A 15,496-nucleotide genomic window follows, 5' to 3' on the forward strand; every position below is an offset into this window, starting at 1 on the left:
CCACCATTAGAAGAACCGCGGATCGTCGAAGGCGCCGGACGCGACCAGGTACACGTAGAAGTCGGCGAGCGCGACGCTCACCAACGAGGCCCAGGCCAGCAGCGCGTGACGGCCGTTCAGCTTGCTGACCCAGCCCCACAGGCGGTAGCGCACGGGGTGCTTCGAGAAGTGCTTGAGACGGCCGCCGACGATGTGCCGGCAGGAGTGGCAGGAGATGGTGTACGCCCAGATCAGCGCGATGTTCACCAGGAACACCAGGGTGCCGAGGCCCATGTGGCCCCACGCGTACGTCTCGTCGCGGAAGGCGAGGACGGTGTCGTAGGTGAGGATGCAGGCGACGAGCACGGCCGCGTAGAAGAAGTACCGGTGGATGTTCTGGAGGATCAGCGGGAAGCGCGTCTCGCCCGAGTACTTCTTGTGCGGCTCGGCCACCGCGCAGGCCGGTGGTGACGCCCAGAAGCCGCGGTAGTACGCCTTGCGGTAGTAGTAGCAGGTCAGGCGGAAGCCGAGCGGGAAGATCAGGATGAGCAGGGCGGGGGAGAGGCCCCACCAGCTTCCGAAGATCTCCCAGTTGGGGCCGTGCCGCATCGGTGCGCAGTTCTCGGCGATGCACGGCGAGTAGAACGGTGACACGTACGGCGCCGCGTAGTAGTCGGCGTCGGCGAAGGCCCGCCATGTCGAGTAGACGACGAAGGCGAACAGGCCCGCCGCGGTCGCGGCCGGGGCCAGCCACCAGCGGTCCGTGCGCAGATGGGGCGCGGCGATCGCGGCACGCGTCCTGCCTCGGACGCCGGTGCCGCTCCTGGTATGGGGTTCGGTGCTGGTGGGCTGCGTGCCGGTGGCCAACGAGACCTCCGCTCGAAGGGACGGATGGGTGCGTGCGTCAGGGGGCGTGCCTGTTGCGTGCGCCGAGCCCCTCGTCGTCCGAGTCGGTCCACAGGGAGCTGTCGTACGGGGTGTCGGGGATCGACACGAGCCCCTGCGGCAGGGGCGAGGCGCCCGGCGCCGCGGCCGATGCGCGCAGCAGGGCCACGCTCTCGCGCAGGTGGTCGGTGTCGGCGCGGACCCGGCGCAGGTCCGGGCCGACGAGCTGGGGCTGCAGCCGCCCCACGGCCCGTGCGAGTTCGTCGACGCAGCGCTGAATGACCGTCAGGTCGTCGTCCAGGGACATGACTTGCCTCGCTTCCGCTGGTGCGGCGGAGTTGCTCATGCGCCTGCGAGTGTCGCGCGTCACATCACCCTTTGTGAAGGGACCGGGGCGGATTGCCTCCGGTGCTCATCCGTCCCCGATTAACCCGCCCGGGTGGGCTTTGCGCGGAGCACCGCCGTGTCGTCCGGTGCCCGGCACCCCCAGCCACTTCAGTGGCCCGATAGATGTGATCAACGACATATACGGCCAATCGTGATCAACCGGCCCGCACCGGAGGTAGACGCCGAGATGCACTCCCACCCCAGGCGCCCAGGCGCAGCCACCCGCTCGGCCGCGTTCCTCGTGAGCGGGGCGCTCGCCGTGACCGCCCTCGCGGGATGCGCCTCCGACGACGACACGAGCGCCCCCTCCGCGGGCCAGGACATCGCGCCCGCCGCCCGCGACCGGATCAAGGACGGCGGCACACTGCGCTGGGCGGTCGACGCCATGCCGCGGACCCTGAACGCCTTCCAGGCCGACGCCGACCCGGTGACCGGCCGGGTCGCGGGCGCCGTGCTGCCGTCGATGTTCCGGCTCGACGCGCAGGGCCGCCCGCAGCGAGACGCCGACTTCCTGGAGAAGGCCGAGGTCATCGAGACCGAGCCCAAGCAGGTCGTCCTCTACAAGCTGAACCAGCAGGCCGTGTGGAGCGACGGTCGCGAGATCGGCGCCCCCGACTTCGCCGCGCAGTGGCGCGCCCTGTCCGGCAAGGACAACGGGTACTGGACCGCGCACAACGCGGGCTATGACCGGATCGAGAAGGTGGAGCGCGGCGCCGACGACCTGGAGGTCCGGGTCACGTTCGCCAAGCCGTACGCGGACTGGCGCTCCCTGTTCTCGCCGCTGTACCCCAAGGACGTCACGGGGACGCCGGACGGCTTCAACGAGGACGCGCGCCGCAAGCTCAAGGTGACCGCGGGCCCCTTCGTCCTCGACTCCGTCGACCGGGGCGCCGACAAGATCACCCTCGACCGCAACCCGCGCTGGTGGGGCCGGGTCGCCAAGCTCGACAAGGTCGTCCTGACCGTCGTGCCCCGCGCCAAGCGGACCGCCGCCCTCGCCGCGGGCCGCCTCGACCTGGCCGAGCTCGACGCGGGCGGCGCCGAGCGCATCGCCCACGCCGCCCGCGACAAGGGCGCCTCGGGCCCGCTCACCCACGGGCCCGGCGCCGCCCTCACCCCGGGCCGGGCGCTGCGTTCCTGGGCGCTCGCGCACGGCGCCGACGAGGAGGCGGCGGACGAGGAGATCACCGCCCGCAAGAGGATGCGCAAGGCGGTGCGGAAGTACGCCGACGAGCAGGCGAACCTGGAGGGCTTCGAGGTCCGCAAGTCGTTCGAACCGGCGTACACGCAGCTCGCGTTGAACGGCGCCTCGGGCCCTCTCGCCGACGAACGCGTGCGCCGCGCCGTGGCCCGCGCCCTGGACAGGACCGAACTCGCCGAGGTGGCCCTCAAGCCGCTCGGCCTGCCGGTGACCACCGTCGACAACCACCTCGCTCTGGCCGGACAGCCCGCGTACGCCGACAACAGCAACGCGCTGGGCGACCAGGACACCGCCGAGGCGCAGGCGCTGCTCACGGAGGCGGGCTGGGTGCCAGGCGGACCGGTGGAGGGGAAGAAGGAGAAGCCGAAGACGGCGGGCGGCAAGGCCGACAGCGCGGCGGGCGCCCGGGACGACGACGGCAAGCCCGGCGGCAACGCGCCGCTGCTCGCCCCCGGCCCGGTCGCCGAGGCCCAGCACGCCGCGCTCCTGCACCAGGCCGACGCCCTGAAGGTGCGCCGCGCCGACAGCGACAAGGCGAGGAAGGAGCACCCGGGCGGCGCGTACGCCCCGATGGGGACCGCCGCACCGGGCGGCGCCGCCGCGGGCGCGCTCGCCAAGGACGGCAAGCCGCTCACGCTGCGCTTCGTCCTTCCCTCGGGCCCCGGCTCCGAGCAGTTGCGCACCGTCGCGGACCGGATCACGCGGATGCTGCGGACGATCGGCGTCCGCACCGACGTCATGAAGGTCGACGACGACAGTTACTTCAAGGACCACATCGCGTCCGGCGAGTACGACCTCGCGCTCTACTCCTGGCCCGCCTCCGCCTATCCGGCCACCGACGCGCGCCCCATCTACGCCAAGCCGGTCCCGGCCGCCGACGGCTCGCTCACCGTCGAGCAGAACTACACCCGGGTCGGCACCGACCACATCGACCAGCTCTTCGACCAGGCCATCGGCGAGCTCGACGCCGACGAGGAGCGGGCCCTGGTGAAGCAGGCGGACGCCCAGATCTGGGCCGCCGCAGGATCGATTCCGCTGTATCAGCGTCCCGAGCTGGTCGCGGCCCGCGCGGACCTCGCCAACGCCGGCGCCTTCGGTTTCCAGGAGCCGGAGTACGAGGACATCGGCTACCTCGGGAGCGGCGGGCGGCCCGGCGCCGGATCATCGGAAAAGTAGGCTCCGATGATTTCCTAGCTCAGATCAACCTCAACTCCCTTGCCCGCGGGACTGCCCTGCGGGCAAGGTTCGTTGTACCCATTGACCTGCGGTTTTCTTTGCACGAACCCCTGCGTGACCACCCTTCCGGTTCCTCCCCCACAGGGCCGGAAGCGCCCCCACTCGTCAAGCCACGTACCATGGGGTGAGGCCGTGGCGTGTCCAGCCCGGCAGGGCGCGCGTATCACTGATGTACGCGCAGCCGTCACCTATTCCGGGAGTACGCCGCAATATGGCCACGCGCCACGACATCCGAAACGTCGCTATCGTCGCCCACGTCGACCACGGCAAGACGACCATCGTCGACGCCATGCTCAAGCAGGCGGGCTCGTTCGCCGCGCACGCCGCCGAGTCCCTCGACGATCGCATGATGGACTCGAATGACCTGGAGCGTGAGAAGGGCATCACGATCCTCGCCAAGAACACGGCGGTGAAGTATCACCCCAAGGACGGCGGCGAGGTCATCACGATCAACATCATCGACACCCCCGGCCACGCCGACTTCGGTGGCGAGGTCGAGCGCGGTCTGTCGATGGTCGACGCGGTCGTCCTGCTCGTGGACGCCTCCGAGGGTCCCCTCCCGCAGACCCGCTTCGTGCTGCGCAAGGCGCTCCAGCAGCGGCTGCCCGTCATCCTGTGCATCAACAAGACGGACCGTCCCGACTCGCGTATCGACGAGGTCGTCAACGAGACGTACGACCTCTTCCTCGACCTGGACGCCGACGAGGACCAGATCGAGTTCCCGATCGTCTACGCGTGCGGCCGTGACGGCATCGCGTCGCTGACCAAGCCGGAGGACGGCACGGTCCCGGCGGACTCCACCAGCCTGGAGCCGTTCTTCTCCACGATTCTGGAGCACGTCCCGGCCCCGACGTACGACGAGGAGGCCCCCCTCCAGGCGCACGTCACCAACCTGGACGCCGACAACTTCCTCGGCCGTATCGCGCTCCTGCGTGTCGAGCAGGGCGAGCTGCGCAAGGGCCAGACCGTGGCCTGGATCAAGCGCGACGGCACGATCCAGAACGTGCGCATCACCGAGCTGATGATGACCGAGGCGCTCACCCGCAAGCCCGCCGAGATGGCGGGCCCCGGTGACATCTGCGCCGTCGCCGGTATCCCGGACATCATGATCGGCGAGACCCTCGCCGACCCGGAGAACCCGGTCGCGCTGCCGCTGATCACGGTCGACCAGCCGGCCATCTCCATGACCATCGGCACCAACACCTCGCCGCTCGTCGGCCGCGGTGGCACGGGCAAGGGCGCCGCCGCCAAGTCCGCCGTCAAGGACCGCAAGGTCACCGCCCGCCAGGTCAAGGACCGCCTGGACCGCGAGCTGATCGGTAACGTCAGCCTCCGTGTCCTGGACACCGAGCGCCCGGACGCCTGGGAGGTGCAGGGCCGCGGTGAGCTGGCGCTGGCCATCCTGGTCGAGCAGATGCGCCGCGAGGGCTACGAGCTGACCGTCGGCAAGCCGCAGGTCGTCACCAAGGAGGTCGACGGCAAGGTGCACGAGCCCGTCGAGCGCCTGACGGTCGACGTCCCCGAGGAGCACATGGGCGCCGTCACGCAGCTCATGGGCGTCCGCAAGGGCCGTATGGACAACATGTCGAACCACGGCTCCGGCTGGGTCCGCATGGAGTTCGTCGTGCCGTCGCGCGGCCTCATCGGCTTCCGCACGGAGTTCCTGACGAGCACCCGCGGCACGGGCATCGCCCACTCCATCCACGAGGGCCACGAGCCCTGGTTCGGCACGCTGACGACCCGCAACAACGGCTCGCTCGTCGCGGACCGCGCGGGCGCCGTCACGGGCTTCGCGATGACCAACCTCCAGGAGCGCGGCGTGCTGTTCGTCGAGCCCGGCACCGAGGTGTACGAGGGCATGATCGTCGGTGAGAACTCGCGCGCCGACGACATGGACGTGAACATCACCAAGGAGAAGAAGCTCACCAACATGCGCTCCTCCTCCGCCGACTCCTTCGAGGCGATCGTCCCGCCCCGCAAGCTGTCCCTGGAGCAGTCCCTGGAGTTCTGCCGCGACGACGAGTGCGTCGAGGTGACCCCGGAGGCCGTCCGCATCCGCAAGGTCGTCCTGGACCAGAAGGAGCGCGGTCGCTCCGCCTCGCGCGCCAAGCACGGCTGACGCACCCCCCGCTGACGCGGCTGGGCCCGGTACCCCGAAGGGGGTGCCGGGCCCTTCGCGTTGGCGCTAATCTGCCCCTGTCTACGCGGATTGACAGCGGGGAACGTCAGGCGCCGCCCAACAAAGGGTCAAAACCTGTCGGTGCGCAAGTGATTAAGTCCACGCCGGTGTCCGCTATCCGGACGCCGGTGGTCGATAGATATGTAACACGTCCGTTTCGTGTCCCTCTATCTCGGATCTGTTTGTCCGGATTTTGGGCAATGTACGCATCAGGTGTGATCGAACCGAGACCAAAAGGGTGTGGTCGGCGCGGGCCGCGTGGCTAATAGTTGACGGCGTAGAGCTCGGGTCAATGGGTCACGCGCTGTGGGGAGCGCCGACTCGCGAGCACACTGGGGCACTTGAACCTACGCCGTCAGGGGTGTCGGCCAGGTGACATGTGCCCCCACTTGTAGTGAACAAAGTGGACTCATGAGGAGGAACCCATGCGAGGTGCCACAAGCGCCATATGGGTCGCGTCGTCCCCGATGGCAGGTGTAGGTCCCGCGGGCACGTTCAAGACCGTCCCCGTGGTGGACGAGGTAACGATCCAGCGTCGCGAACGCTTTTGACGACTCGGTCCACGGAACCGGCCGAGGCCGGCCGCGGGCCAGGGTTCCTCAGGGGTGGGTTCACCCCAGTCGTTGTTCCCATCGCGCGCTTCGAATGACGTACGCCGTGCGAAGGCCGTCGGATCTCCCGGATACCCGGCCGACGACCTCCAACACCTGTGAAATGGACGAATCATGACGAGTCCAATCGAGATTGAGGGCGCCGTAACCTCTTCCGTCTTGGACAAAGAGAGCGCGCCGCAGGGTGACGCGAAGGAGCCCAAGAAGCTGGCGGGGCGCAGCCCCGGACAGTTGATGTGGCGCCGCTTCAAGCGGGACAAGACGGGCATCGTGTCCGCCTGCATCGTCCTTCTCTTCTTCCTCATAGCCGCGCTCGCCCCGGTCATCACGAAGCTGTACGGCAAGGACCCGTACACCTTCTACGGCCAGGACGACCCCACGCTGCTCAACGAGTTCAACCTGCCCGCCGGGCCCAACGGCGGTATGTCGCCCGAGCACTGGTTCGGCATCGACCCGAACTACGGCCGCGACGTGCTCGCGTACCTGCTCTACGGCATCAGGACCTCGCTGTTCACCGCCCTGCTCGCCACCATCGGCATGGTGCTCATCGGCATCGTCATCGGTCTGACGGCGGGCTACTTCGGCGGCAAGATCGACTACTGGCTCGGCCGGCTCATCGACTTCATGCTGGCCCTGCCCAACCAGCTCTTCATGGTCGCGGTGATGCCCGTCATCGTCACGGTGTTCGTCGCGCCCGACGAGGAGACGCCGACCTACGTCCGCTTCCTCGCCATCACCGGCGTGATGTGGCTGCTGACCTGGATGAGCCTGGCGCGTCTGATCCGCGCCGTCACCCTCTCCCTGCGCGAGCGGGAGTTCGTGGAGGCGGCCAAGGTCGCGGGCGCCTCGCCCTGGCGGATCATCCGCAAGGAGCTGCTGCCCAACCTGGTCACGCCGATCATCGTGCAGGGCACGTACCTGCTCCCCAGCACCATCCTCTCGGTCGCCTTCCTCTCCTTCGTCGGCGTGGGCTACCAGGACCCCACCCCGGACTGGGGACTGATGTTCGCCACAGCCGCGAACATCTACGAGCAGGACCCGACCTACATGTTCTTCCCGGGTGTCGCCATGGTCGTCTTCGTCGTGGCGTTCAACCTCCTGGGTGACTCGGTCCGGGACGCCTTCGATCCCAAGACCGGACGCTGAACCAGCGTCACCCAGGGGAAGCTGCCACCCGGGCGCCGGACGACCAAGGCCGGATGCGCCAGGCAGCACCGCAGGATCACTACTCACAGGCAGGTGGACTCGACTCCATGAGCATCCTTCGATCGCGCACGGCGCAGGCAACGGTCGCCGCGGCGGCTGTCGGCGCCCTCGCGCTGACCGGCTGCAGCAGCGGCAGCAAGAGCAGCAACAAGCCGGTGGGCAAGTCCCAGGAAGACGCGCTCGCGCAGGCCAAGCCGGTCACCATGGGCACCGCCCAGGACTCGGTCGGCCCCGCCAAGGCGGTTGCCGGTGCCAAGAAGGGCGGCACCGTCCAGGTCTACCAGGAGAGCGACTTCTCGCACCTGGACCCGGGCCAGATCTACGTCTCCGACGCCGGTCTGCTCAGCAAGCTCCTCTACCGTGGCCTGACCACGTACACCGAGGACGACAAGGGCAACCAGACGGTCGTCGGCGACCTCGCCACCGACCCGGGCAAGTCCTCCGAGGGTGGCAAGACCTGGACCTTCACGCTGAAGGAAGGCGTCAAGGACCAGAACGGCCACGTCATCACGTCGGCCGACATACGCCACAGCATCGAGCGCATGTACGACCCGTTCATGACGGACGGCCCGACGTACATCCAGCAGTGGCTCTCCGGCGCCGGCACCAAGTACCGCAAGGCCTACCAGGGCCCGTACAAGGGCAAGCACCTGCCCGACTCGGTCCTGGCCACGCCGGACGACAAGACCATCACGTTCCACTTCCTTGAGGCGCACACCGACGTGCCGCAGGCGCTCGCCATGGCCGCCTACTCCGTCGTGCCCGAGAAGACGGACACCAAGCAGAAGTACGACCAGTCGCCGGTCGCCACCGGCCCGTACAAGGTCGGCTCCTACAAGTCGGGCAAGTCCCTCACCCTGGTGCGCAACAGCAACTGGGACGAGAAGACGGACCCGCTGCGCCACGCCTACGTCGACGGCTGGAACATCGAGTTCAACCATGACAAGGCCGACCAGACCAAGACGATCCTGGCCGACCGCGGCGCCGCCAAGAACGCCATCATGTTCACCGGCCAGATCGACGCCACCCAGCTCCAGAAGGTCACGTCCGACAAGGCCGTGATGAAGCGCACGATCCAGGGCTACGCCCCGTACGTGTGGCAGCTCAACTTCAACATGGACCGCGTCAAGGACAAGCGCATCCGCGACGCCATCGCCCTGGCGCTGCCGGCCACCTCGGCCGCCCGTGCCGACGGTGGTGCCTACGGCGGTGACGCGGCCACGTCGCTGATGTCGCCGACCACGCCCGGTTACGACAAGGCGTACGACCCGTTCAACCGCGTGAAGAAGCCCAACGGTGACATCGCCAAGGCGAAGAAGCTGATCAAGGAGGCGGGCGCCGAGGGCAAGAAGCTCGTCTACGCGTACGCCAACACCCCGGTCCGCACCACGCAGGCCAACCTCATCATCAACCAGTTGGACAAGATCGGCCTCGACATCCAGAAGAAGGAAGTCGACAACGCCACCTGGTATGAGCAGATGGGCAAGGTCAAGAACGGCATGGACCTCTACATGACCGGTTGGGGTCAGGACTGGGCGGACGGCAACACCGTCTTCCCGCCGTCCTTCGACGGCAACTCCATCCAGGACGGGTCCAACAACTACTCGCACACCAACGACAAGCACGTGAACTCCGAGCTCGCCCGCATCCAGAAGATCGCGGATGCCGACCAGCGCGCCACCGAGTACGCGAAGCTCTCGAAGTACATCTCCGAGAAGATCAACCCGGCTGCTCCGATCTACTACACCAAGGTGTTCCAGATCGCCGGTTCGAACGTGGGCGGCCTGCGCTACGGCCAGGTGGTCAGCTACACCGACCCGACCACGATCTACCTCAAGAAGTAAGCAGCCACAGGCAGTTGCCGGGGGTGAGGGCGCGGCGGAGCCCTCATCCCCGGCCCCGCCGGTCCCCCCTCCTGGCCTCCCACCGCCGCCGTCCTGAGAGCAGCTTCCTGCCATGCTTCGATTCCTCATACGCCGGGCGTCTGGCGCAGCACTCATCCTTCTGCTGATCAGCGCCTTCACGTTCTTCATGTACTTCGCCATCCCACAGGACCCGGCGACACTCGCGTGCGGCAAGAACTGCACTCCGGCCGCGCTCGACATCATTCACAAGAACCTCGGGCTCGATGACCCGGTGCCGGTGCAGTACTGGCACTACCTGAGCGGCATCTTCGCCGGACGTGACTTCGCGGTGGGACACTGCGACGCGCCGTGCTTCGGCGTCTCGTTCCGCAACAACCAGATGGTGTGGGACACCATCATGGACCGCCTCCCGCTGACCCTCTCGCTGACCTTCGGCGGCCTCATCGTCTTCCTGGTCGTGGGTCTCGGCGCCGGCCTGATGGCCGCCCGCTTCCGCGGCACCTGGCTGGACAAGACCTTCAGCGGCGGCTCGCTGGTGCTCAGCTCGTTCCAGATCTACTTCCTCGGCCCGATCGTGCTCGGCATCTTCGTCTACAGCACGGGCTGGCTCGACAAGCCCAAGTACGTGCCCATCTCCGAGGATCCGACCGGCTGGTTCATGGGGCTGCTGATCCCGTGGCTGGTCATGGCGACGATCTTCACGGCCAACTACACGCGTCTGTCCCGCTCCTCGATGATCGAGCAGCTCCAGGAAGAACACGTGCGGGCGGCCAAGGCGAAGGGCATGAGCAGCCGGTACGTCTTCTTCCGCTACGCCTGGCGTGGCTCGATCATCCCGATCATCACCATCCTGGGCATGGACATCGGCGCCCTGCTCAGTGGCGGCATGGTCACCGAACTCACCTTCGGCCTGGCCGGCTTCGGCCGCCTCGCCCGTGACTCGGTCGTCCTGAAGGACCTGCCGGTCCTCATGGGCGTCATGATCATCAGTGCTGCCTTCATCATCATCTGCAATGTCGTCGTGGACGCCATGTACGCCGTGATCGACCCGCGCGTGCGCCTGTCCTAGGAGAACCCCCGTGACCACACTCACCAAGACCGAGGACGCCCCGGCTCCGTCCGGCTCCCAGGCGTTCCTCTCGGTACGCGACCTGCGGGTGCAGTTCTCCACCGAGGACGGCGCCGTCAAGGCGGTGGACGGCCTCTCCTTCGACCTCGAGCGCGGCAAGACGCTCGGTATCGTCGGTGAGTCGGGCTCCGGCAAGTCGGTCACCAACCTGTCCGTGCTCGGCCTGCACAACCCGCTGACCACCACCATCGAGGGCGAGATCGTCCTCGACGGCAAGGAACTGCTCACCGCCACCGAGCACGAGCTGGAGAAGCTCCGCGGCAACAAGATGGCGATGATCTTCCAGGACTCGCTGACCGCGCTCTCGCCGTACTACACGGTGGGCCGGCAGATCGCCGAGCCGTACAGCAAGCACACCGGCGCCAGCAAGAAGGAGGCCCGGGACCGGGCCATCGAGATGCTCGGCAAGGTCGGCATCCCGCACCCCAAGCAGCGCGTCGACGACTACCCGCACCAGTTCTCCGGCGGTATGCGCCAGCGCGCCATGATCGCGATGTCGCTGGCCTGCAACCCGGAACTGCTCATCGCGGACGAGCCGACCACCGCGCTCGACGTGACCGTGCAGGCGCAGATCCTCGACCTGCTCAAGGACCTTCAGCAGGAGTTCGGCTCCGCGATCATCATGATCACCCACGACCTGGGTGTGGTCGCGAACATGGCCGACGACATCCTCGTGATGTACGCGGGCCGGGCCGTCGAGCGGGGCTCCACCCGCGAGGTGCTGAAGTCGCCCGAACACCCCTACACCTGGGGGCTGCTGAGCTCGATGCCGCGGCTCTCCTCGGACGTCGACGCGCCGCTGCTGCCGATCCCCGGCTCGCCGCCCTCGCTGCTCAACCCGCCCACGGGCTGCCCGTTCCACCCGCGCTGCACCTTCACCGACAAGGTGTCGGGGAACCGCTGCTCGGGCGAGCGGCCGGTCCTCCCGGTCGGGCGGGGCTCCGCCTGCCACCTGACGGCGGCAGAGAAGCAACAGGTGTTCATCGAGACGATTCAGCCCCGGCTGGGCTGAGCAGAGACCGGCGACTGGGGCAGAACCATGAGCGACAAGAACAACAGCACCACGGCGGTCGCCGACGCGATCCCCGGACAGCGCGACGGCTCCACCGCCCCGCTGCTGAAGGCCGAGGGCCTGCAGAAGCACTTCCCGATCAAGGGCGGCTTCCCGATCCGGCGCACCGTCGGCGCGGTCAAGGCCGTCGACGGCGTGGACTTCGAGGTCTACCCGGGCGAGAGCCTGGGCCTGGTCGGCGAGTCCGGCTGCGGCAAGTCGACGACGGGCCGTCTCCTGACCCGCCTGTACGAGCCCACCGCGGGCACCGTCACGTACAACGGCCAGGACATCAGCCACGCCAGCCGCAAGCAGCTCGCGCCCATCAGGTCCGAGATCCAGATGATCTTCCAGGACCCGTACGCGTCGCTGAACCCGCGGCAGACGGTCGGCTCGATCATCTCCGGCCCGATGGAGATCAACGGGATCAACCCGCCCGGCGGCCGTGAGCAGCGGGTCCGCGAGCTCCTGGAGATCGTCGGTCTCAGCCCGGAGCACTACAACCGCTTCCCGCACGAGTTCTCCGGCGGCCAGCGTCAGCGCATCGGCGTCGCCCGGGCCGTGGCCCTCGAACCGAAGCTGATCGTCGCCGACGAGCCGGTCTCGGCGCTCGACGTCTCCATCCAGGCCCAGGTCATCAACCTGCTCCAGAAGGTGCAGCGGGAGATGGGCATCGCGTTCGTCTTCATCGCCCACGACCTGGCGATCGTGCGGCACTTCTCGCAGCGCGTCGCGGTGATGTACCTCGGCAAGATCATGGAGATCGCGGACCGCGACTCGCTCTACCAGCGTCCCCGTCACCCGTACACGCACGCGCTGATGTCGGCCGTGCCGGAGGCGGACATCGACGTGAACAAGAAGGAGCGCATCCGCCTCCAGGGCGATGTGCCCTCGCCGATCGCGCCGCCGTCCGGCTGCCGGTTCCGTACCCGGTGCTGGAAGGCGCAGGACAAGTGCGCCACGGAGGAGCCGCCGCTCGTGCAGATCGCGGGCAGCAAGCCCGGGCACCTGACGGCCTGCCACTTCCCCGAGGAGCCGTCCATCGAGGCCCGCGCGGAGGACATCGTCCTCGACCCGGCGCTTCGTGCGCTGGAGGGCGACGAGTGACTCCGTCGCTTTAGCGGGGTGTGGGCCCGGCCAGGTGATTCCACCGGGCCGGGCCCACGCCTTTTCGCGTCTGCCGGGTGGGGTGCGTGCGTGGGAACCGCGCGACCAGCCCCCATCGGGCCGCGGCCGATGCTCAGTCCGCCTGGCACACGCTGATGATCTCCGGGCTGGAAGCCGTCAGTGGGGAGCGGTCCCAGTCGCCGTAGCGCGCCTGCACACTCAGCCCGGCCCCCGCCAGGAAAGCGTCCAGCCCCGCCTCCGCGACGAACCGGAGGGTACTGCGGCTGACCTCGCCCCCGTCCCGGCCCGCCCCGCCGAAGGTCGTGTCGAAGGTGACGGTCCGTCCGTCGAAGCCGTCCACGACCTCGTGCGCCACCCGCACCCCGTCCACCTGGACGGCCCGCGCCGGGGTCCACCCCTCCCACGCCCGCGCCGCAGGATTGCGCGTCTCGAACGCGAACCGCCCCCCGGGCGCGAGCAGCCCCCGCACCGCCGCGAGGAACGTACGGATCTCGGTGTCGTCCACCAGGACCTGGAACGCGTGCCCGGCCATCACGACCAGGTCGAACGGGCCGTCGGGGCGGTCCGGCGAGGACAGCGTGCCGTGCACCCACTCCACATCCGTCCGGCGCCGCGCGACGCCCAGCATGGCCGCCGCCGGGTCGAGCCCGCACAGCCGCCCCGGGTGCCCCTCCTGCCGCGCCCGGATCAGCAGCGCCCCCGTCCCGCAGCCCACATCGAGCACGGAACCGGCTCCGCGGATCAGGTCCAGGTAGAAGTCGTCGCCGGGGCCCCACGGGTTCAGGGCGTCGTAGAGGGCGGCGAGCCGGGCGTCGGTGTAGGCGTGATCGGGCACCGGCCGATCATCGTGCCCGGTCGGCGGGCCCGCCAGGGGTTTTCCCGTAAGGCCGTCCTCAGAGTGCGCTATGTCCGTGTTGGGCCGATATTTAGGCGTACGTGACACGTGATCAGTACGAGCCGGTATGAGGAGGCACTCCATGCGTGGAGCCACGCACGCCAAATGGACCGCTGTCGCGGTCGTCGTAGCCCTGGCGGCGACGGCCTGCGGGGGCGGCGGCGACAGCGGCGGTGGCGGCGGTGGGGACGGCTCGGGTGTGGTCCGGTCCTCCTGGGGCGACCCGCAGAACCCGTTGGAGCCCGCGAACACCAACGAGGTGCAGGGCGGCAAGGTCCTGGACATGATCTTCCGCGGTCTGAAGCGGTACGACCCGAAGACGGGCGCCGCCAAGGACATGCTGGCGGAGAAGATCGAGACGTCCGACCAGACGAACTACAAGATCACCATTAAGGACGGGTGGACGTTCTCCAACGGCGAGAAGGTCACCGCCAAGTCCTTCGTGGACGCCTGGAACTACGGCGCGAGCCTGAAGAACAACCAGAAGAACGCGTACTTCTTCGGCTACATCGAGGGCTACGACAAGGTGCACCCGGACTCGGGCAAGCAGAGCGCCGACACCCTCTCCGGCCTCAAGGTCACCGGCGACCGCACCTTCACGGTCAAGCTCAACCAGAAGTTCTCGACCTGGCCCGACACGCTCGGCTACGCCGCCTTCGCGCCGCTGCCCAAGATGTTCTTCGACGACCACGACAGCTATGTGAGCAAGCCCGTCGGCAACGGTCCGTACACCGTGCGGTCGTACCAGAAGGGCTCACAGATGTCCCTGCGCAAGTGGGACAAGTACCCGGGTGACGACAAGGCGGAGAACGGCGGCGTCGACCTCAAGGTCTACACCGACAACAACACCGCCTACACCGACCTGACCGCGGGCAACCTCGACCTCGTCGACGACGTGCCCGCCTCCCAGCTCGGCAACGCGGACAGCGACCTGAACGGCCGGTACATCAACACCCCGGCCGGCATCATCCAGACCCTCGCCTTCCCGTTCTACGACGCGGCGTGGAACAAGGCGGACAGCGACAAGGTCCGCAAGGGCCTGTCCATGGCGATCAACCGCAAGCAGATCACCGAGTCGATCTTCGAGAAGACCCGCACCCCGGCCACCGACTGGACGTCCCCGGTGCTCGGCAAGGACGGCGGCTACAAGGCCGGGCTGTGCGGCGAGTTCTGCGAGTACAAGCCCGACGAGGCGAAGAAGCTGGTCAAGGAGGGCGGCGGCATCCCAGGCGGCCAGGTGAGGATCGGCTACAACGCCGACACCGGCAGCCACAAGGAGTGGGTCGACGCCGTCTGCAACTCCATCAACAACGCCCTCGACAACGACAGGGCCTGCGTCGCCAGCCCCACCGGCACCTTCGCCGACTTCCGCAACAAGATCACCGACAAGAAGATGACAGGCCCCTTCCGCGCCGGCTGGCAGATGGACTACCCGCTCATCCAGAACTTCCTCCAGCCGCTGTACTACACCAACGCCTCGTCCAACGATGGCCACTGGTCCAACAAGGAGTTCGACTCCCTCGTCGACAAGGCCAACGCCGAACCCGACCAGGCCAAGGCGGTCAAGACGTTCCAGCAGGCCCAGGAGGTCGTCCGGGACAACATGGCGGCCATCCCGCTCTGGTACCAGAACGGCAGCGCCGGCTACTCGGACAAGGTCTCCGATGTGACGCTCAACCCGTTCAGCGTCCCCGTCTACAACGAGATCAAGGTCAACTGACCGACACGGACGCCAGGGACGGAG

At 68.1% G+C, this 15,496-nt stretch carries 11 protein-coding genes; 8 read left to right on the forward strand and 3 right to left on the reverse strand.

Annotated features, from left to right (window positions below; genetic code table 11):
- Positions 1-6: 6 nt before the first annotated feature.
- Together ACIRF8_RS22570 and ACIRF8_RS22575 are read right to left on the reverse strand one after the other, a co-directional pair.
- Entirely contained in the window at positions 7-846 is an 840-nt protein-coding gene (locus tag ACIRF8_RS22570) for a hypothetical protein (RefSeq protein ID WP_404217227.1), read from the reverse strand.
- 37 nt (positions 847-883) lie between these two features.
- Positions 884-1,171 carry a hypothetical protein gene (locus tag ACIRF8_RS22575; protein WP_404217228.1) on the reverse strand — a complete coding sequence of 96 codons (288 nt, stop codon included), beginning with the start codon at positions 1,169-1,171 and terminating at the stop codon, positions 884-886.
- Positions 1,172-1,438: 267 nt separating this feature from the next.
- Between ACIRF8_RS22575 and ACIRF8_RS22580 the strand changes: the two genes are divergently transcribed.
- From ACIRF8_RS22580 to ACIRF8_RS22610, 7 genes are all read left to right on the forward strand, one after another.
- On the forward strand, positions 1,439-3,628 hold the full coding sequence (locus ACIRF8_RS22580; RefSeq protein ID WP_404217525.1) for an ABC transporter family substrate-binding protein: 2,190 nt from the start codon (positions 1,439-1,441) through the stop codon (positions 3,626-3,628).
- A 271-nt stretch (positions 3,629-3,899) separates the two neighbouring features.
- Positions 3,900-5,807 carry a translational GTPase TypA gene (gene typA / locus ACIRF8_RS22585; protein ID WP_404217229.1) on the forward strand — a complete coding sequence of 636 codons (1,908 nt, stop codon included), beginning with the start codon at positions 3,900-3,902 and terminating at the stop codon, positions 5,805-5,807.
- Positions 5,808-6,592: 785 nt separating this feature from the next.
- Complete coding sequence (locus ACIRF8_RS22590; RefSeq protein WP_404217230.1) at positions 6,593-7,624, forward strand: ABC transporter permease; 1,032 nt, start codon at positions 6,593-6,595, stop codon at positions 7,622-7,624.
- A 107-nt stretch (positions 7,625-7,731) separates the two neighbouring features.
- A complete protein-coding gene (locus tag ACIRF8_RS22595) occupies positions 7,732-9,528 on the forward strand; it encodes an ABC transporter substrate-binding protein (protein ID WP_404217231.1) in 1,797 nt (598 codons plus the stop codon).
- A 112-nt stretch (positions 9,529-9,640) separates the two neighbouring features.
- Positions 9,641-10,618, forward strand: a complete 978-nt coding sequence (locus tag ACIRF8_RS22600; RefSeq protein WP_404217232.1) for an ABC transporter permease — start codon at positions 9,641-9,643, stop codon at positions 10,616-10,618.
- 10 nt (positions 10,619-10,628) lie between these two features.
- Positions 10,629-11,690 (forward strand): ABC transporter ATP-binding protein, encoded by a 1,062-nt coding sequence (locus ACIRF8_RS22605; protein WP_404217233.1) that lies wholly within the window; start codon positions 10,629-10,631, stop codon positions 11,688-11,690.
- A gap of 27 nt (positions 11,691-11,717) precedes the next feature.
- Positions 11,718-12,836 (forward strand): ABC transporter ATP-binding protein, encoded by a 1,119-nt coding sequence (locus ACIRF8_RS22610; protein WP_404217234.1) that lies wholly within the window; start codon positions 11,718-11,720, stop codon positions 12,834-12,836.
- 133 nt (positions 12,837-12,969) lie between these two features.
- Here ACIRF8_RS22610 and ACIRF8_RS22615 read toward each other — a convergent pair whose 3' ends face one another.
- Positions 12,970-13,692, reverse strand: coding sequence for a class I SAM-dependent methyltransferase (locus ACIRF8_RS22615; RefSeq protein ID WP_404217235.1), 723 nt, complete (start codon positions 13,690-13,692; stop codon positions 12,970-12,972).
- A 142-nt stretch (positions 13,693-13,834) separates the two neighbouring features.
- Here ACIRF8_RS22615 and ACIRF8_RS22620 point away from each other — a divergent pair, with 142 nt between their 5' ends.
- Complete coding sequence (locus ACIRF8_RS22620; protein WP_404217236.1) at positions 13,835-15,472, forward strand: ABC transporter substrate-binding protein; 1,638 nt, start codon at positions 13,835-13,837, stop codon at positions 15,470-15,472.
- The last annotated feature ends 24 nt before the right edge of the window (positions 15,473-15,496 follow it).

This window comes from Streptomyces sp. NPDC102406 (assembly GCF_044765725.1).
Classification (GTDB): Bacteria; Actinomycetota; Actinomycetes; order Streptomycetales; family Streptomycetaceae; genus Streptomyces.